At 42.3% G+C, this 17965-nt stretch carries 17 protein-coding genes; 6 read left to right on the top strand and 11 right to left on the bottom strand.

Going from position 1 to position 17965, the window contains the following annotated elements; translation table 11 throughout:
* Nucleotides 1-258 precede the first annotated feature (258 nt).
* Complete coding sequence (locus AXI57_RS16570) at nt 259-468, top strand: DNA-dependent RNA polymerase subunit epsilon (protein ID WP_003329140.1); 210 nt, start codon at nt 259-261, stop codon at nt 466-468.
* A gap of 5 nt (nt 469-473) precedes the next feature.
* Nucleotides 474-2141 (top strand): ribonuclease J1, encoded by a 1668-nt coding sequence (gene rnjA, locus AXI57_RS16565; protein WP_003329141.1) that lies wholly within the window; start codon nt 474-476, stop codon nt 2139-2141.
* Between the two features lie 33 nt (nt 2142-2174).
* On the opposite strand, the gene ade is transcribed toward rnjA, so the two are convergent.
* The 5 genes from ade to abhA all read right to left on the bottom strand — a co-directional run bounded on the left by ade (nt 2175) and on the right by abhA (nt 7415).
* Entirely contained in the window at nt 2175-3902 is a 1728-nt protein-coding gene (ade, locus tag AXI57_RS16560) for an adenine deaminase (RefSeq protein WP_061670709.1), read from the bottom strand.
* 168 nt (nt 3903-4070) lie between these two features.
* A complete protein-coding gene (gene ktrC / locus AXI57_RS16555) occupies nt 4071-4736 on the bottom strand; it encodes a Ktr system potassium transporter KtrC (RefSeq protein WP_010788485.1) in 666 nt (221 codons plus the stop codon).
* A gap of 49 nt (nt 4737-4785) precedes the next feature.
* Nucleotides 4786-5625 carry a gamma-glutamylcyclotransferase family protein gene (locus tag AXI57_RS16550; RefSeq protein ID WP_003329144.1) on the bottom strand — a complete coding sequence of 280 codons (840 nt, stop codon included), beginning with the start codon at nt 5623-5625 and terminating at the stop codon, nt 4786-4788.
* 12 nt (nt 5626-5637) lie between these two features.
* Nucleotides 5638-6924 (bottom strand): ATP-binding protein, encoded by a 1287-nt coding sequence (locus AXI57_RS16545; RefSeq protein ID WP_003329145.1) that lies wholly within the window; start codon nt 6922-6924, stop codon nt 5638-5640.
* Nucleotides 6925-7136: 212 nt separating this feature from the next.
* On the bottom strand, nt 7137-7415 hold the full coding sequence (abhA, locus tag AXI57_RS16540) for a transcriptional regulator AbhA (RefSeq protein WP_003329146.1): 279 nt from the start codon (nt 7413-7415) through the stop codon (nt 7137-7139).
* A gap of 282 nt (nt 7416-7697) precedes the next feature.
* On the opposite strand from abhA, the gene mreBH reads away from it, so the two are divergent.
* The 3 genes from mreBH to AXI57_RS16530 all read left to right on the top strand — a co-directional run bounded on the left by mreBH (nt 7698) and on the right by AXI57_RS16530 (nt 10275).
* Entirely contained in the window at nt 7698-8705 is a 1008-nt protein-coding gene (mreBH, locus tag AXI57_RS16535; RefSeq protein WP_061670906.1) for a cell shape-determining protein MreBH, read from the top strand.
* A gap of 101 nt (nt 8706-8806) precedes the next feature.
* Entirely contained in the window at nt 8807-8941 is a 135-nt protein-coding gene (locus AXI57_RS21475) for a protein YkpC (RefSeq protein ID WP_010788482.1), read from the top strand.
* A gap of 101 nt (nt 8942-9042) precedes the next feature.
* The gene (locus tag AXI57_RS16530; RefSeq protein ID WP_010788481.1) at nt 9043-10275 is read left to right on the top strand and encodes an aminopeptidase; all 1233 of its coding nucleotides are present in this window, start codon (nt 9043-9045) and stop codon (nt 10273-10275) included.
* 31 nt (nt 10276-10306) lie between these two features.
* Here the strand turns inward: AXI57_RS16530 and AXI57_RS16525 are convergent, their stop codons facing one another.
* Both AXI57_RS16525 and AXI57_RS16520 read right to left on the bottom strand, forming a co-directional pair.
* Entirely contained in the window at nt 10307-11221 is a 915-nt protein-coding gene (locus tag AXI57_RS16525; RefSeq protein WP_061670708.1) for a ketopantoate reductase family protein, read from the bottom strand.
* A 289-nt stretch (nt 11222-11510) separates the two neighbouring features.
* On the bottom strand, nt 11511-13130 hold the full coding sequence (locus AXI57_RS16520) for an ABC-F family ATP-binding cassette domain-containing protein (RefSeq protein ID WP_003327233.1): 1620 nt from the start codon (nt 13128-13130) through the stop codon (nt 11511-11513).
* 169 nt (nt 13131-13299) lie between these two features.
* Between AXI57_RS16520 and AXI57_RS16515 the strand changes: the two genes are divergently transcribed.
* Nucleotides 13300-13569: a hypothetical protein gene (locus AXI57_RS16515; protein WP_003327234.1), complete on the top strand. Its 270-nt coding sequence runs from the start codon at nt 13300-13302 to the stop codon at nt 13567-13569.
* 43 nt (nt 13570-13612) lie between these two features.
* On the opposite strand, the gene sipT is transcribed toward AXI57_RS16515, so the two are convergent.
* From sipT to AXI57_RS16495, 4 genes are all read right to left on the bottom strand, one after another.
* Nucleotides 13613-14194: a signal peptidase I sipT gene (sipT, locus tag AXI57_RS16510; protein ID WP_003327235.1), complete on the bottom strand. Its 582-nt coding sequence runs from the start codon at nt 14192-14194 to the stop codon at nt 13613-13615.
* Nucleotides 14195-14338: 144 nt separating this feature from the next.
* A complete protein-coding gene (locus AXI57_RS16505; protein WP_003327236.1) occupies nt 14339-16240 on the bottom strand; it encodes a PTS fructose transporter subunit IIABC in 1902 nt (633 codons plus the stop codon).
* A gap of 13 nt (nt 16241-16253) precedes the next feature.
* A complete protein-coding gene (pfkB, locus tag AXI57_RS16500) occupies nt 16254-17165 on the bottom strand; it encodes a 1-phosphofructokinase (protein WP_010788477.1) in 912 nt (303 codons plus the stop codon).
* Nucleotides 17162-17917 carry a DeoR/GlpR family DNA-binding transcription regulator gene (locus AXI57_RS16495; protein ID WP_003327238.1) on the bottom strand — a complete coding sequence of 252 codons (756 nt, stop codon included), beginning with the start codon at nt 17915-17917 and terminating at the stop codon, nt 17162-17164. The genes pfkB and AXI57_RS16495 overlap by 4 nt, the downstream gene beginning before the upstream one ends.
* Nucleotides 17918-17965: the final 48 nt, after the last annotated feature.

Below are 17965 nucleotides of genomic sequence, written 5' to 3'. Positions count from 1 at the left end.
CATCATAACTCCGCATACTATCCTTAAAGAGAATTGGCCTAGTTGATATGTTTTGTAAGGAGGTTTTCAGATGCTGCGCCGATTACGCAAAAAAATAAGACGACAATGGAACGGAATGCTCCGTAAAAAAGGCATTGCCTGACAAGGGATCCTTCGTTTTTCGAATGGTCCTTTTTTGCTCAAGACTTTTCTTATATTCGGTTTTCGAATATAATAGAATAAGCGAGTCTAACATACGGCATTTAAGGAGAGATTTGGATGATTTATAAGGTATTTTATCAAGAGAAGGCTGACGAAGTACCTGTTCGTGAAAAAACAGCTTCACTTTATATTGAAGGCGTATCAGAAAGAGACGTCAGAACTAAGCTAAAAGACAAAAAGTATAACATTGAATTTGTTCAATCTGTTGACGGTGCTTTTTTAGAATACGAAAAACAGAGCGAAAATTTTAAAGTATTGGAGTTATGAGCGGAATGAAATTTGTAAAAAATGATCAGGCTGCTGTTTTCGCCCTCGGAGGTTTGGGTGAAATCGGCAAAAATACGTACGGAGTGCAGTTTCAAGACGAGATTGTTCTGATTGATGCGGGAATTAAGTTTCCGGAAGATGAGCTTCTCGGCATTGACTATGTCATTCCCGATTACACGTATTTAGTTAAGAACGAAGATAAAATTAAAGGTTTGTTTATTACACACGGACATGAAGACCACATTGGCGGCATTCCGTATCTGCTCAGACAAGTTAATATTCCCGTTTACGGCGGTAAACTCGCGATCGGCTTACTTCGGAATAAACTTGAAGAGCATGGTTTATTAAGACAAACGAAACTCAATATTATCGGTGAAGACGATATTATTAAATTCAGAAAAACAGCTGTATCCTTCTTCAGAACCACTCACAGTATTCCGGATTCCTACGGGGTTGTTGTGAAAACACCGCCCGGAAACATCGTACATACTGGAGACTTCAAGTTCGACTTTACTCCAGTCGGTGAACCGGCGGACTTGACAAAGATGGCTGAGATCGGAAAAGAAGGCGTGTTATGCCTCTTATCAGACAGCACAAACAGTGAAGTACCCGATTTCACTATGTCTGAACGCCGTGTCGGTGAGAGCATTCACGATATTTTCCGAAAAGTGGACGGAAGAATTATCTTTGCAACCTTTGCTTCGAACATTCACCGTTTGCAGCAGGTAATAGAAGCTGCCGTGTTAAACGGCAGAAAAGTCGCCGTATTTGGACGCAGTATGGAATCGGCAATTGAAATAGGCCAAAATCTCGGGTATATTAACTGTCCTAAAAATACATTTATCGAGCACAATGAAATTAATCGGATCCCTGCAAACAAAGTAACGATTTTATGTACGGGAAGCCAGGGAGAGCCGATGGCCGCATTGTCACGGATTGCAAACGGCACTCACCGTCAAATCTCAATTAATCCGGGAGATACGGTAGTCTTTTCTTCATCTCCTATACCGGGGAACACAATCAGCGTAAGCCGTACAATCAACCAATTGTACCGTGCCGGTGCCGAGGTTATTCACGGATCGCTTAGTGATATCCATACATCCGGACACGGCGGACAGGAAGAACAAAAGCTGATGCTCCGCTTGATGAAGCCTAAATTCTTTATGCCGATTCACGGGGAATACAGAATGCAAAAAATGCATATCAAGCTTGCGACAGATTGCGGCATACCAGAAGAAAACTGCTTTATCATGGATAATGGCGAGGTTTTAGCGCTTAAAGGCAATGAAGCTTCTGTAGCGGGCAAAATTCCATCCGGTTCAGTGTATATTGACGGAAGCGGAATTGGCGATATCGGCAACATTGTACTTCGCGACCGCAGAATTCTGTCCGAAGAAGGACTTGTCATTGTAGTTGTCAGCATGGATATGAATGAATTTAAAATCTCAGCAGGTCCTGACTTGATTTCAAGAGGATTCGTTTATATGAGAGAATCCGGTGATCTGATCCATGACGCACAAGAGCTGATTTCAAACCATTTAGAAACGGTTATGGAAAGAAAAACAACTCAATGGTCTGAAATTAAAAACGAAATAACAGACACGCTTGCTCCTTTCCTATACGAAAAGACAAAACGCCGTCCGATGATCCTTCCGATTATTATGGAAGTATAAAAAAAGATGCACTCGACCTTGAGTGCATCTTTTTTATTGTAATGAAATATGTTGAAACGCTTTTACATCAAAAAGCCCTTTTGTCGTCATTTTTATATCAGGAATGACTGGTAACGCCAAAAATGAAAGAGTAAGGAAAGGATTGAAATCACCGGTGAACCCGATCAATGAAAGCTGTTCATGAAGAACGTGCAGGCTGTCGTTTACCCATTCAGCAGATTGATCAGATAATAAACCTGCGATCGGAAGCGGAACGGAGTGAAGCTCCTTGCCGCCTTTTACGACCGTTAATCCGCCGCCGATTTCCTGGAGCTGATTGACCGCAGCTGCTATATCCGTATCGTTCGTGCCAACAGCTATAATATTATGTGAATCATGAGAAATAGTAGTCGCCAGCGCTCCGTCTTTTAAACCAAAGCCTTGAACAACCCCAAGGCCTGTTTCCCTCAATGCTTTATGCCGTTCAACAACAGCAATCTTTAATAAATCTTGATTGATATCCGGCTGAAACACACTATTGGCCGCAGGGGCACTAATCAGCTTTGTTTCAAGCTGATTCGGGATAATACGAATGACACGAATATTCTTTTTCGGGTCAATTGGTATGACAAAATCTTGTTTGTTCAGAGGCGCAAGACGGACGGATTGAAGCAGAGACTGATCTGGTGTAATAGACTCCTGCTCTTTTTGATATACGTTTCGTCCTTTTTCCGCGATTGTTTGTCCTTTTACCATTGTCTTTGTGATACTGACATTTTCTATGTTTGAAATGAACAGCAGATCAGCATCATAGCCCGGTGCGATAGCGCCTTTTGTATCAAGGCCGTAGCATTCCGCCGCATTCAGGCTGCCCAATTGATAAGCTAAAAACGGATCAAGCCCTGCTTTAATGGCTATTTTGACCTGATGATTAATGCTTCCCTCTTCCAATAAATCATCCACATGCTTATCATCCGTACAGAAAAAGAATCGGCGGGCATTTTTTTCATTTACAGCCGGCAGAACATTGAGGACATTTTTGGCTACTGATCCTTCACGAAGCATGACATACATTCCTCTTCTGATGCGGTCAAGCGCTTCTTCTTTAGTTGTTACTTCATGATCATTCAGGACAAAAGCCGTTCTGTATATATTGACGAAATCTGTTGATAAGCCCGCTAGATGGCCGTCAATTCGCTTTCCGGCCAGCTTGGCATCAAGCAATTTATCCAGCATATCGTCTTCGCCTTGTCCGACTGATACATAATCCATAACCTCCGCAAGCCCCAATACCTCTTCCTCTTTATAGAAAGACTTAAGGTCTGCCGCTTTCAAGATGGCGCCAGATCTCTCGAAGCTTGCGGCGGGAACACTGGAGGGCAGCATAAAATGTATATTCAGCGGCGTTTTTCGCGCCTGTTCAATCATAAATTTGATTCCTTTACCTCCGGCGACATTCGCGATTTCATGCGGATCAGTAATAATGGTTGTCACACCATGCGGCAAAACCGCTTTTGCAAACTCTATCGGTGTCACCATAGAGGATTCGATATGTACATGTCCGTCAATAAAACCCGGTACAATCATTTGGCCTTCTGCGTCTATTGTTTCTTCCCCTTCATACTGGCCCAGACCGATGATCACTCCGTCAGTAATGGCGATATCAGCTTGAATCCATTCTTGGTTAAAAACATCCATGATTTTTCCGTTCTTGATGACGGTATCAGCTTTTCTCCGGCGGGCTGAAGCGTCAAGCCGTTTGACCAATGTTTCCTTATTCAATTATGCCCCCTCCTCTTTTTATTTATATGGTACAATATGCTATCGGAACGATAATGCTTAGTCAATAAAAAACCGAAGAAATCGTACAAACATATTGAATGTTTTTATATTCAGATAATTAAACGGCAAAAAAACCGTTCATAGCGATCGAACGGCATTACAGCTGATTTATTTTATGTGCAGCACTCTTTTTTCAAATCGGGAAATGTCGGTGATCGAACCAATCACAATTAAAATATCTTCTTTTTGTATCACTTCTGTTGCCAGCGGTGACACAATAACCTCTTTCCCGCGTTTAATGGCTACGATGTTTACCCCGTATTTGGCACGGATGTCTAAATCAAGCAAGGTATTTCCGGCCAGGCGGCTGTTTGCCACAATCTCAACGAGACTGTGCTCTTCAGAAAGCTCTAAATAATCGAGGACATTGTTTGAAACGATGTTATGGGCGATTCTTTTCGCCATGTCACGTTCAGGATGCACGATATGATCGGCGCCGATTTTAGAAAGTACTTTCTCATGATAATCGTTTTGCGCTTTCACCGTGATTGTGTTGACACCCAATTCTTTTAGTATCAGAGTCGTCAAAATACTAGCTTGAATATTTTCACCAATGGCTACAATAACATGATCAAAATTGCGCAGGCCTAAATTTTTCAAAACAGATTCGTCCGTCGAATCTCCGATTACGGCGTGAGAAGCGATTTTGGCATATTCATTTACCTTGTCCTCATCAATATCCATTGCCATAACCTCAAGGCCCTCTTCACTTAATGCTTTGCAAATGCTGCCTCCAAAGCGGCCAAGTCCAATGACTGCAAATTCTTTTTTCATAATGGAGCTCCTTTAGTTAACATATCATGATGAAAATTTTATCATATTTTTAACGAACATGCTGTATAGGCAGTGATTCTATGTGCCGCTTCAGCTTTTCAGCATAATCTGCTGACAAATACTGCTGTGCGCCCCGTTCAATTTCTCTGCTATAGTGCTCAGGCGGCGCGATTTCCGCTTTTTTATCCAGCACAAGAAATGTTAAACAGTCTGTGTACAAATGTCCGTCTGCCTCGACATCCACAAAGGCCGGACGATAAGTGCGCGAATCAACACCTTCTCTTTTATACAAATAAGAAACGGCTTCAAAGGGAAGGCGGTATAACACCCCTTCTGCCGATCCCCCGTCCTCTACAAGATCAGCCCTTGAACCATCTTCTCTCCTTAACGTAAATCGGGTTGAATACCCCGGAAGACCGGCTCCGCCTACCGGATGATTAAAATAATGGTCGACCCGTGCCGTTTTAAAGCGTGCGTTGTCCATACATGATCCGTAAGCAAAATAATACACTGGCTTTTGTTTGCGGCTGATCATCTGATATTCTTTCCAATCGCCGCTTTTAATTTCAGTGTAAGCGGCGCATTCTTCTTCCTTTATGAAATAGGCATATGCTGTTTTCTTTCCGGTGTCAGTCTCAACGGTAACCCGCCGTTTATGATATCCTTCTTTCAGAAAGTCCAGTTTATGTATGACAGATTCGTCCGCTTCATATACTTCTCCGCAAATATATGTATGTTCTGAAAACGCCGCAGCCGGGCGCCCTTGTCCTGTATCGTACATCTTTCCCTTTATTCTTGCCTGCTGATTTACGCATGTTGACTGTGATAAGACACCGTCACAGGTCTCATGCTTCCTTAATGTGCCGTATACAAACAGAAGTGAATTCATCCTGTTCTCCCCTCACTTGTCTGACTCTAAAGGCAAAATAACATAAAACGTGCTTCCTTTTCCAGATTCGCTTTCAATCTTCAATTCACCTTTATGTTCTTTCAAAATTCTTAAACAAATCGGCAGGCCGAGCCCCGTACCCTTTTCCTTTGTAGAGAAAAAAGGCTCACCGATTTGTTTCATATTTTCTTTTGTCATGCCGCTTCCTTGATCTTTGATGCTGATGATTGTGTATGACCCTTTTTTCTCAGAAGAAATATTAATAACGCCGCCGGCAGGCATCGCTTCAATTCCGTTTTTGATAATATTAATAAACACTTGTTTCAGCTGATTTTCGTCTCCGTTAATTTTGCAGCTTTCCGTCAGATTAAAATTCTTCTCAATCACAATATTGGACAGTACCGCATTTGTATCAAGCAATGTTGTCACTTGTTTCAAAATGCCGTTGATTTTATGAGGCTTAAAGGTAACCGTCTGCGGCTTTGCGAGAAGCAGCAGTTCACCGAGCACTAAATCAATCCTTTTAATCTCAGAAAATATAATGTCAAAATAATCTGTTCTGTCAGGATATTGCGTCTTCATGAGCTGAAGGAACCCGCTTACTGATGTTAAAGGGTTTCTTACCTCGTGGGCGATACCGGCTGCAAGTTCTCCTGCGATTGCCAGCTTTTGCGACTGCATCGCGAGCCGCTCATTTGTTTCAAACAATTTCTCTTCGGCGTTTTTCCGCTCTGTGATATCAGACAAAGTCCCCAAGCTTCCTGTGAACCGGTGATACTTGTCATAGTAAAGCTTATAATGTACTTCGCCCCAAAATTCCACGCCGGCTTTTGTGACATACTTTGCGTTAAACGTGCCCGAGGATGCCTTTATTCTGATTTGGTTGCTGATATAGTCGACTACGTGTTTTTCTTTAATAAAGTAGTCATTATACATGGTTCCCATACATTCTTTGATCGAATAGCCGGTAATGATCACCCATGCTTGATTTAAATATGTAATTTCACCTTTTGCATTTGTTTGAAATACGATTTCTTGCAAATTATCCATGATGCGGTTCTTTTCATTAGAAAGATATTTGTACTTGCGTTCACTTTCTTGGACTTTTTCAATAAGCTGTTGTTTTTGATCGAAATAATACGCCATCATCCAGACACTGAAAATGACGACTGCTGAAAATAAAATATCAACAGGCCAGTTAATCGGATTCTTTTCGATATAATAGAATATATAATCCCAAAACAAAATAAAAATCATTGCCAGAGATGTGGAAATGATGCGTGCTTGATATTTTTTCATACTCCCACCTGCCGCTTGTGTTTCTCTGTTTATTGTAACATTGTTTAGAAAACATTTGATTAAAATATGAAAAGTATCCCAATTATTTGGGGTTCCTTACCTGTTTTTCATCAAATAAAATCGCGCTTGCACGGCAAATAGACTAGCCATCAGACACCTGCACGCAAAAAAAGGCGGAGAATCGCCCCCCGCCTTTTTTACCACTTTTCACATTATGCTTTTAAAGCAGCTTGAATTTCGTCAAGCAGCTGCTGTGCGCCTTCTGGACTTAAAATGATTTTTCCATTTCCGTATTCTTTATTTTCTGTCGTAATTTCCCCTGTCATTAAACACACGCCGTGCGGCTTATATTTTTTCAAGACGATTTTATCTCCGTCTACAAAGAACTCAATACTGTCTTTAATCGCAATATCTAACGCTCTTCTTAATTCTATCGGCATAACAATACGGCCAAGTTCATCTACTTTCCTTACAACACCAATTGATTTCATAGAAATCCCCTACTTCCTTTAAATGTTTCTTTAGTCATCTAAGTTCAAGGCTAGACCTTAATACAACCTAGACGAATGAAACTTTAAAAAAGTTTCCTTTTTTCCACAGAAACAAGAGATATTTTTGACATTATAACGAAATGTTTATTACGTCAAATACATAATTCTTCGTTTTTTTACAAAAACATTTCATTCCCGACACCCACCCCCAAAAATCCTACAGTTTTTAAGAAACTTTAAATGTAAAATCATTTTAAATCAGGATAGAGATTGGGTGAAAAAATGTTTCAATCAACCGAAATTGGAATCGACTTAGGAACAGCTAATATACTTGTTTACAGTAAAAATAAAGGCATCATCTTAAATGAACCTTCCGTTGTCGCAGTAGACACGACTACAAAAGCAGTACTTGCGATCGGAACCGATGCAAAAAACATGATCGGGAAAACACCCGGAAAAATTGTCGCAGTCAGACCTATGAAAGACGGCGTCATCGCAGACTATGATATGACAACTGATTTGTTAAAACACATCATGAAGAAAGCCGGTAAAAGCATCGGCATGACGTTCAGAAAGCCAAACGTGGTCGTATGCACCCCATCAGGCTCAACGGCAGTAGAAAGACGCGCGATCAGTGACGCGGTTAAAAATTGCGGCGCCAAAAACGTCCATTTAATTGAAGAACCGGTTGCTGCTGCAATCGGTGCGGATCTGCCGGTCGATGAGCCTGTGGCCAATGTAGTGGTAGACATCGGCGGCGGAACAACTGAAGTCGCCATTATTTCATTTGGCGGTGTTGTATCCTGCCATTCCATCCGTATCGGCGGCGACCAGCTTGATGAAGATATCATCTCCTTCGTCAGAAAGAAATATAATTTGCTGATTGGCGAACGGACTGCTGAGCAAGTCAAAATGGAAATCGGCTACGCGCTTATTGAACATGCGCCTGAAATACTTGAAATTCGCGGCCGCGATCTTGTAACAGGGCTGCCGAAAACAATTATGCTTCAGTCAAATGAAATTCAAGGTGCAATGCGCGAATCTCTCCTTCATATTCTTGAAGCCATCAGAGCCACCCTTGAGGACTGTCCGCCTGAACTGAGCGGGGACATTGTAGACCGCGGCGTGATTTTAACAGGCGGAGGCGCGCTGTTAAACGGCATTAAAGAGTGGCTGTCCAGTGAAATTGTCGTTCCCGTGCATCTTGCGCCTAATCCTCTTGAATCTGTTGCAATCGGAACCGGACGTTCTTTAGAAGTGATTGATAAACTTCAAAAAGCCGTTAAATAAGCTTTTTACGAACCCAGAAGCAAATTTAATAAATCTTTTGCTTCTCTTTCCCTTGTTTCGTTCATATGGTGAGGAATGGAGAAACCATAAGGAGGAAACAAATGATCAGAGATTTGGGAAGACGAGTAGCTATAGCGATTATTTTGAGCGGAATTATTCTCGGGGGAATGAGTATCTCGTTGGCGAATATGCCTCCTTCACCCGCAGGAGAAACTGTAAAACTGAATCATCCGTAAGAGGCGCAGCGCTTGCTGTGCCTTTTTTCAATCACACTCCTTTCTTTTCTTTTCGAGAGAATATTTGTTATGATGAGAAAAAGGATTAGGAGGAATGAACCATGGATTCTTTTTCAAAGAAATTAAGCACATACGCCCTGCTGGCGGTTGAAGTCGGCGTTAATGTCCAAAAGGGGCAGCATGTTGTCGTCAACGCGTCTACAGAGGTGCGGGATTTTGTCCGGCTAATTGTAAAGCACGCTTATGAAAAAGGCGCAAAACATGTGACAGTGAACTGGCAGGACGATGAAGTATCAAGATTAAAATATGAATTGGCGCCGCCTGAAGCCTTTGACGAGTATCCGGAGTGGGAAGCGAAAGGCAAAGAAGCGCTTGCTGAGAAAGGTGCTGCCTTTATTTCAGTCGTATCATCAAGCCCAGATTTATTAAAAGGGATCGAATCAAAACGAATTGCGGCTTTCCAAAAAGCAGCCGGTAAAGCATTACATACATACAGACAATATATTCAATCAGACAAGGTCAGCTGGACAGTCATCGGCGCAGCATCGGCTGGCTGGGCATCAAAGGTATTCCCCGGTCATTCAGAAGAAGAAGCGATTCAGCTGCTGTGGGAAGAGATTTTTAATACAACACGGGTAAATGAAGAAAATCCGGTTCAAGCATGGAAAGAGCATGATCAAACTCTTCATGAGAAGGTCGATCATCTTAATGCGAAACACTACAGCGCTTTGCATTATCAGGCGGAAGGAACAGACCTGACGATTGAACTTCCTAAGAAACATGTGTGGGCGGGAGCAGGAAGCATTAATGAGAACGGAAATGAATTTATGGCAAACATGCCGACCGAAGAAGTGTTCACTCTGCCTCAAAAAGACGGTGTAAACGGAACCGTATCAAGCACCAAGCCTTTAAGTTATGGCGGAAATATTATCGATAACTTTACATTAACCTTTAAAAACGGCCGTATTGTAGATATTAAGGCCGAAAAAGGAGAAGACATTCTAAAAGAATTAGTTGAAACGGATGAAGGCTCCCATTATCTTGGCGAAGTGGCGCTTGTGCCGTATGATTCACCGATTTCAAAGTCGGATATTCTTTTTTATAACACCTTATTCGATGAAAACGCGTCAAACCATTTGGCGATCGGCAGTGCTTATGCCTTTAACATTGAAGGCGGAAAACAAATGTCTCGTGAGGAACTCGTAAAAGAAGGCCTGAATGAAAGCATTACCCATGTGGATTTTATGATAGGGTCTAAAGATATGAGTATTGACGGCATTACGGCAGACGGAAAAAGAGAACCTGTTTTCAGAAATGGGAATTGGGCGTTTTAAACAAAAAAAGGAGGCTGACCGCCTCCTTTTTTTATTTCGTTTCCGCCTCATAGATTTGCACATTCGCATAAACGGTTTCCAAAACGGGAGCTATCACTGATAAATCCCTTGCTTTTTCCAGCAAAAAGCCATGCAGATGGTCTCCTTCTGTTGTTTGTCCCTTTTCCATGTCCCGCAGCATAGAGGATTTCATTTGATAAGACATTTTTGTCATCGTGCAATAACTCTCTTCCTCTAGATCAGGATCAGCCGGAACCCCCTCCGCACGCAAAATTGCACCAATTTCTCCGATAAGGGTTTTCGCAGTATTTCGGCCGCTGTCTGTTTCCAAAATGGGTCCGATCGGCTTTTGAAATAAAGAAGTGATCCCCGCCTGAGCTGCAATAAACAAATACTTCTTCCATATGTCCTTCTCTATATTTCTGCTTACCATGACTTCTGCGTTAACGTTGGCAAACACCTTCTCAAGCTCTTTCATTCTCTCAGTCTGTTCTCCATTCCATTCGCCGAACACAAAACGGTGGGAAGCGCTTGTATGAATTACTTCACCCTCCTCATTTAATGCACTTTCGATAAAGCAAAGACCTCCAAGCACCCGGCTTTTCGCAAATGCCGCAAACAGCTGCTCGTAGTGCTGATAGCCGTTTAAAAAAGGAATAATGACCGACTCAGCATGAATAAAGGGTTTGACATCCTCTATCACATGCTGTAAAGAGTAGGCCTTAGAGGCGATAATGACAACGTCGAAAGATCCGTTTTCTCCTGCCTGAATTAAGGAAGGCTGAAACGATATATTACCTTTTTCACTTTTAATAACGAGTCCTGTTTTCTTTAACTTCGCGGCTCTTTGCTGGCGGACGAGAAACGTAACGTCATTCCCCTGCTCCGCCAGCCTTCCGCCGATATATCCGCCTACTCCGCCTGCTCCTGCCACTAGAATTTTCATTGGTAACAATCCTTTCTCTTTATGTATTTACTTCATTATAGTGAACTCTCTAAGTCTCGATAAGTCCTTTCTTGCCGCGATTATTGTTTGTTTCATTTACTTGCACTTGAAATACAATGTCTACAGCATATAACACTCTATCCCCTTTTAAAATAAAAGTTTACAGTAAAAACAGACAATAATGAATTTTTCTTTAATGAAATGTCTCATTTTTTTATTACAACGGCCTCAGCGACTCTGAACACTTTAAGTGAAAAAGAAAAAAAGCAGAGTTTCCTCTGCTTTTTGGTTAGGCGTATAATTCTGAGAGTTTTTGCTGTACGTCTTTGCTCTCTAAGAATTCATCATAACTCATTTGTTTGTCAACAATGCCCTTAGGTGTTACTTCAATAATACGGTTGGCAATGGTTTGAACAAACTGATGGTCATGTGATGTGAACAGCATGGCTCCTTTAAAGCTGATTAAGCCGTTGTTCAAAGCCGTGATGGATTCTAGATCTAAGTGGTTCGTCGGCTCATCGAGTATTAAAATATTAGCGCCTGAAAGCATTGCTTTCGAGAGCATACAGCGGACTTTTTCTCCACCTGATAATACATTTGATTTTTTAAGCACTTCTTCACCCGAGAATAGCATCCGGCCCAGGAAGCCGCGCAGGAAGCTTTCACTTTGATCATGAGGCGAATATTGGCGAAGCCAGTCAACAAGGTTCACATCGCTGCCGTCAAAATATTCGCTGTTGTCTTTAGGGAAGTATGCCTGAGACGTTGTGACACCCCATTTGTATGTGCCGCTGTCTGCTTCCATTTCCCCGGAAATGATTTTAAATAACGTAGTAACAGCTAATTCATTGCGTCCGGTAAACGCAATTTTATCCTCTTTATTCATAATAAAGCTGACATTGTCGAGTACCTTTACTCCGTCAATTGTTTTTGTCAGACCTTCCACCCGGAGAACATCATTTCCGATTTCTCGTTCCGGTGTGAAGTTGACGTAAGGATAACGGCGTGAAGACGGTTTAATATCATCAAGAGAAATTTTATCAAGAAGTTTCTTTCTTGAAGTAGCCTGTTTTGATTTAGACGCATTTGCGCTGAATCTGGCCACAAACTCTTGCAGCTGTTTAATTTGCTCTTCTTTTTTCTTGTTCGCTTCTTGTGAAAGTTTTAAAGCAAGCTGGCTTGATTCATACCAGAAATCATAGTTGCCGACATAGATTTGAATTTTGTTAAAATCGAGATCAGCAATATGGGTACATACTTTATTTAAGAAGTGACGGTCATGTGATACCACAATAACGGTATTCTCAAAATTAATCAGAAATTCTTCCAGCCATTGGATAGCTTGAAGGTCCAAGTGGTTTGTCGGCTCATCCAGCAGCAATACATCAGGCTTCCCGAATAATGCCTGAGCCAATAGAACTTTCACTTTCTCTGATCCGCCCAAGTCTTCCATTTTCTTAGAGTGCAAATCCTCTGAAATACCAAGCCCTTTCAGAAGAATTGCGGCTTCACTTTCAGCTTCCCAGCCGTTTAACTCCGCAAACTCGCCTTCAAGTTCAGCAGCGCGAATGCCGTCTTCATCAGAGAAATCAGGCTTCATGTAAATCGCATCTTTCTCCTGCATCACTTCGTACAGACGTTTGTGGCCCATAATAACGACTTTTAATACTTCATGCTCTTCATATTCAAAGTGGTTTTGCTTTAAGATGGCAAGGCGTTCGCCCGGACTCATATGGACATCGCCCGTCTGAGGTTCAAGCTCTCCAGATAAAATCTTAAGAAATGTTGATTTACCCGCACCATTCGCACCGATTAATCCGTAGCAGTTGCCCGGCGTAAACTTAATATTTACATCTTCAAATAACTTACGATCCGCAAACCGTAAGCTCACATTATTTACAGCAATCATTTATAATCCTCCATCGTATCTATCATCAATAAAAGTATACCATGAATAAGAAGGAAGAGAAATGCTTCCTGCTAAATGGAAGCCGAAAACACTTACACGATAAGGGATGCAGCTATGTTACAATAGAAGAAAAGAAGTAGGTCAATGACCATAGTAACGGAGGATTACGTTGAGGCTCTTAACACTTTCAGAATATTGTTTACTTATCTTTTTTACAGGCGTATATCTGGCCGTAACAGGGTTTACCGCCAAAGATATCGGCTTGTACATCGGTATTGCTTTTATATACACATTTTCGCACATATTTGCGAAGCGCTTTTGGCAAAAACGGGGGAAAGAACAAAAGCAAATTCACCTTTTCTTCAGTGTGTTAGCCATTATAGGCTCCGTGTTTGTAACCGTATTGTTTATCGCAATAGCTGCCTCTTTTTCAATGTAAAAAAACGCCTGCTGACTCCGGAGTGAGTACAGCATGGCGTTTTTTATTTTGTTTGGCGCATTTCGTTAAATGGGAAGAAGACAAACTTGGAAGTGCCGACAATCCGATCTTCGGCAATAAGCCCGAGTCCATTCCGGCTGTCCATCGAATTCAGGCGATTATCACCCATTACAAAGTACTTCCCTTTCGGAACCTTGACAGGTCCAAAATCCCCGGTAAGATTAACACCCAGCTTTTTCGCATCTTTTTTATTATTAGACAGATATGACTCGTCTATCTTTTTCCCGTTTATATAAAGCGTGTCATCCTTCATCTCTACGGTTTCTCCAGGCTTACCGATCAACCGCTTCACATAATGCACTTTTGATGAATCGCCGTTAATAATGACGATATCTCCCCGCTTCAGCTCTCCGACATAGTTGACGGTTTTATTCACAAACAAACGTTCCCCGTCATGCAAGGTTGGATACATGGATGAACCTTCCACTAAATACGGTTCAAACAAAAAGTGGCGGATTAAGAGTGCCAAAACCACGGCAATGACAATTGCTTTTGCCCATTCCCAATACGTATTGGATTTTTTTTTCACCGGTTTTTCAGTTTTAGGATTTTTCTCTTCGGTCAAAATGGTTCCTCCTAGACGATCACTATTTCAGTTGATTCTCATTATCTTTACTTTATCACAATTCATCATAAAATACATAACCTAACCATGCTGCCAAATAGGCTGATGAAGAAAAAGCGTCCCCTAAAGGACGCTTTTTTCATCTTATTGTTCTGTAACAGGTTTTTTAAATATCCCGAGAAGAACGGCCGTTATGACAGCACCGATCACAATACTCAATAAGTAAAGCAACGGATGGTTAGTAATAAAGGCTACGAAAACTCCTCCGTGAGGTGCAGGCAATGTCACCCGGAAAAATTCTGTCAAACCGCCCGCTACGGCTGCACCGATAACAGATGCAGGAATGACGCGAAGCGGATCAGCTGCAGCAAACGGGATCGCCCCTTCTGTTACGAAAGCCGCTCCCATGAAATAGCATGTAACCCCTGCTTCACGGTCACGTTTTGAGAATTTGCTTTTGAAAAACGTTGTCGCAAGTGCGATGCCAAGCGGCGGAACCATACCGCCCGCCATAATTGCCGCATGAGGCGCATAGTTTCCTGCGTCAATCATCGCAATTCCGAATGTGAAGGCAGCTTTATTCAGCGGGCCTCCCATGTCAATTGCCATCATACCGCCTAAAATAATTCCCATAAGCACAAGGTTGCCTGTGCCGAGGCTTTCAAGCCAGTTTGTCAAGAACGACATAAAAGCAGCTACCGGTGTGTTGATGACAAAGCGCATAATAATACCGGTTAAGAAAATACCAAACAACGGGTAAAGCAAAACTGGTTTTAATCCGTCAAGTGACTGAGGAATACCGGCGAACACTTTTTTAAGCAGAACGACAATGTAACCAGCCAAGAACCCTGCGATCAACCCGCCTAAAAATCCAGCGTCTGCCTGGTATGCCATGAAACCGCCGACCATACCTGGGGCTAAACCCGGACGGTCTGCGATGCTCATTGCGATAAATCCGGCAAGAACAGCCACGATTAATGCTAATGCATTGTCGCCGCCAATAAACTTAAGAGCAGCCGCGAATGCATTGTAAGTCGGATCATCTGGTTTGGATGAATTAATCCCCCAGAAGAACGAAATCGCAACGAGTATACCGCCGCCTACAACGAACGGAAGCATGTTGCTGACACCGCTCATTAAGTGTTTATAAAACGTGTTTCCTATGCCGCCTGATTTGCCTTTGGACTCAGCTTCTTCACTGCCGGCAGAAGAACCGCCGCCGTTGCCCTTATAGATAGGAGCATCCTGATTTACTGCTTTTTCGATCAGTTCTTGCGGACGTCTGATCCCTGCAGTTACAGGCACTTCAAGCACGTGTTTTCCTTTAAAGCGTTCCATTTCAACCTGCTTGTCAGCAGCAACTATAATGGCCGGCGCGTCTTCAATTTCTTGAGCCGTCAACGCATGCTTAATTCCGCTAGAACCGTTCGTTTCCACTTTGATATCAACGCCGAGCTCTTTTGCTTTTTCTTTGAGCGCATCCGCTGCCATAAATGTATGGGCAATTCCGGTCGGACAAGCTGTGACCGCTAAAATTTTCCCTTTTGATGATGGAGCTTGCGGCTCATTTTCTTCTTCCTCTTCGTCGTCATCTTTATCATGTGCATTGATGATATCAATGATCGCATCTTCTGTTTCAGCCTCGAGCAGCTGTTTGCGGATTTCTTCCCTCATTAAAAGAGTAGAGAGTCTTGATAGCGCTTCAAGGTGGGTGTTATTTGCGCCTTCAGTAGCCGCAATCATAAAGATCAGATGCGCAGGCTGTGCATCAAGTGACTCATAATCAACACCCTCTTTAGAACGTCCGAATGCGATAGCAGGATTTATGACGCTTGCTGTCTTCGCATGCGGGATGGCAATCCCTTCGCCGATTCCTGTAGAGCTTTGGCTTTCACGGTTTAAAATTGCTTCTTTATAAGCTGCTCTGTCATTCAGTTTTCCGGCTTGGTCAAGTACTGTAACCATTTCGTCAATGACATTTTCTTTTTCTTTGCTTTCAATGTTCAGCTTTATCGTATGTTTCGTTAACAGCTCAGTTATTTTCACTTTCTTTCCTCCTCTATAGACGTGTGACCTGAACTTCCGGGAGAAGCTGCTGTACAAATTCTTCTGTTCCGAGCTCTTCGGAAAATGCGGTTGCGCTTCCGGAAGTAACCCCTAAACGAAATGCCTCTTCAAGCGGCAGTTGTTTCGATACACCCGCAAGGAAACCTGCTACGACAGAATCGCCCGCTCCCACTGAGTTCACTAATTTCCCCTTCGGTACATTGGCAAAGAAAACAGCGTCCTTTGTAAATAAAAGCGCGCCGTCTCCAGCCATTGATACGATCACATGTTCAGCACCTTGCTCAACAAGCTTCTTCCCATAAGGAACAGCCTGTTCAACAGTTTCGATTGTTGTATTGAACATTTCGCCAAGCTCATGATGATTCGGCTTCATCAATAACGGTTTCATGTCAGCTGCTTTCGTGAGCGCTTCGCCTGAAATATCTAAAACAACGCGGGCGCCCTGCTGCTGGCACGCTTTTGCAATTTTTTCATACGTATCTTGCGGCAATGAGGACGGGATACTTCCCGCAAGGACGACGATATCTTCTTCTTTAAGCGCTGAGAACTGCTCTAAAAAGGTATTGAAATCTTCATTTGTTATAGACGGCCCTTGTCCATTAATTTCCGTTTCATCACCGGTTTTCAACTTTACATTGATACGTGTATCTTCTTTGACCTCGGAAAACGCTGTTTCAAGTTTTTCCTGTTTCAAAAATGATTTGATATATTCACCGGTAAATCCGCCGACAAATCCGAGTGCTTTTGACGGAACATGATGTCTGTTAAGCAGTCTTGATACGTTGATTCCCTTACCGCCTGGATATTTTGTATCATATTTAGAGCGGTTCAGCCCTCCGACGATAAAATCTTCAACGTGCACAATATAATCGACAGATGGATTAAGCGTTACAGTGTAAATCATGGTTTCACTACCTTTACGACAGTTTTTTCTTGGTAATTATCGAATGTGCATTCCTTAGCGTCAGTGGTAATGATTGTTGCGTCGCCTAAGCTGGCAAAAGCTGAAAATGAAATTTCTCCAAATTTTGAGGGATCTGCTAACACATAAGCGTTTTTCGCCTGTTTGACCGCTTTATGCTTTAAAAGAGATTCATCAGGGTCCGGAGTCGTATAACCGGCTTCTGCATGAATGCCGTTGACTCCCAGAAAACTTTTATCGAATCTGTACTGCTCCATCGCAGTCAGAGAAGTGCCGCCGATCATTGCACCCGTCCTTTGCTTGACATAACCGCCAAGCAAATAAAAAGTAATCTCTTTCCTTATTAAAGCGTCAATGTGCATGATCCCATTTGTGACAACGACTATATCTTTACTTTTATCCATAAATTCAATCATGTGTAAAGTTGTAGTGCCTGCATCAAGATAAATGCAATCACCCTCTTCCAACAGAGAAGCCGCTGTTTCAGCGATTTTCAATTTATCGTGAAGGTTTTTGGATGATTTTTCAAGCATGTCGGGTTCAAGCCGAATGTCGGAAAGCTTTGAAGCTCCGCCATGAACACGCTTTAAAAAGCCGCGTTCTTCGAGCGTTGATAAATCCCTTCTTATCGTTGATTCAGAAGCATTTGTCAGGTTTATCAGCTCTTGAATTTTAACCACATCGTACTTTTCAATCTGATCAATAATCAGTTGATGCCTTTCAGGAGTTAACATGCTTCACCTCCAATGAAAACGTATTCATTTTGGATACAATCTAATTGT

It is taken from the genome of Bacillus atrophaeus (genome assembly GCF_001584335.1).
Classification (GTDB): Bacteria; Bacillota; Bacilli; order Bacillales; family Bacillaceae; genus Bacillus; species Bacillus atrophaeus.
Note: the sequence above shows the minus strand (reverse complement) of the source record. Positions and strands in the feature narration are given on the sequence as shown.

Excerpts from the sequence above, each read along its gene's own strand:
- AXI57_RS16570 (WP_003329140.1), top strand. The coding sequence starts at position 259 with ATGATTTATAAGGTATTTTATCAAGAGAAGGCTGACGAAGTACCTGTT.
- rnjA (WP_003329141.1), top strand. The coding sequence starts at position 474 with ATGAAATTTGTAAAAAATGATCAGGCTGCTGTTTTCGCCCTCGGAGGT.
- ktrC (WP_010788485.1), bottom strand. The coding sequence starts at position 4,736 with ATGAAAAAAGAATTTGCAGTCATTGGACTTGGCCGCTTTGGAGGCAGC.
- AXI57_RS16550 (WP_003329144.1), bottom strand. The coding sequence starts at position 5,625 with ATGAATTCACTTCTGTTTGTATACGGCACATTAAGGAAGCATGAGACC.
- AXI57_RS16545 (WP_003329145.1), bottom strand. The coding sequence starts at position 6,924 with ATGAAAAAATATCAAGCACGCATCATTTCCACATCTCTGGCAATGATT.
- abhA (WP_003329146.1), bottom strand. The coding sequence starts at position 7,415 with ATGAAATCAATTGGTGTTGTAAGGAAAGTAGATGAACTTGGCCGTATT.
- mreBH (WP_061670906.1), top strand. The coding sequence starts at position 7,698 with ATGTTTCAATCAACCGAAATTGGAATCGACTTAGGAACAGCTAATATA.
- AXI57_RS21475 (WP_010788482.1), top strand. The coding sequence starts at position 8,807 with ATGATCAGAGATTTGGGAAGACGAGTAGCTATAGCGATTATTTTGAGC.
- AXI57_RS16530 (WP_010788481.1), top strand. The coding sequence starts at position 9,043 with ATGGATTCTTTTTCAAAGAAATTAAGCACATACGCCCTGCTGGCGGTT.
- AXI57_RS16525 (WP_061670708.1), bottom strand. The coding sequence starts at position 11,221 with ATGAAAATTCTAGTGGCAGGAGCAGGCGGAGTAGGCGGATATATCGGC.
- AXI57_RS16520 (WP_003327233.1), bottom strand. The coding sequence starts at position 13,130 with ATGATTGCTGTAAATAATGTGAGCTTACGGTTTGCGGATCGTAAGTTA.
- pfkB (WP_010788477.1), bottom strand. The coding sequence starts at position 17,165 with ATGATTTACACTGTAACGCTTAATCCATCTGTCGATTATATTGTGCAC.
- AXI57_RS16495 (WP_003327238.1), bottom strand. The coding sequence starts at position 17,917 with ATGTTAACTCCTGAAAGGCATCAACTGATTATTGATCAGATTGAAAAG.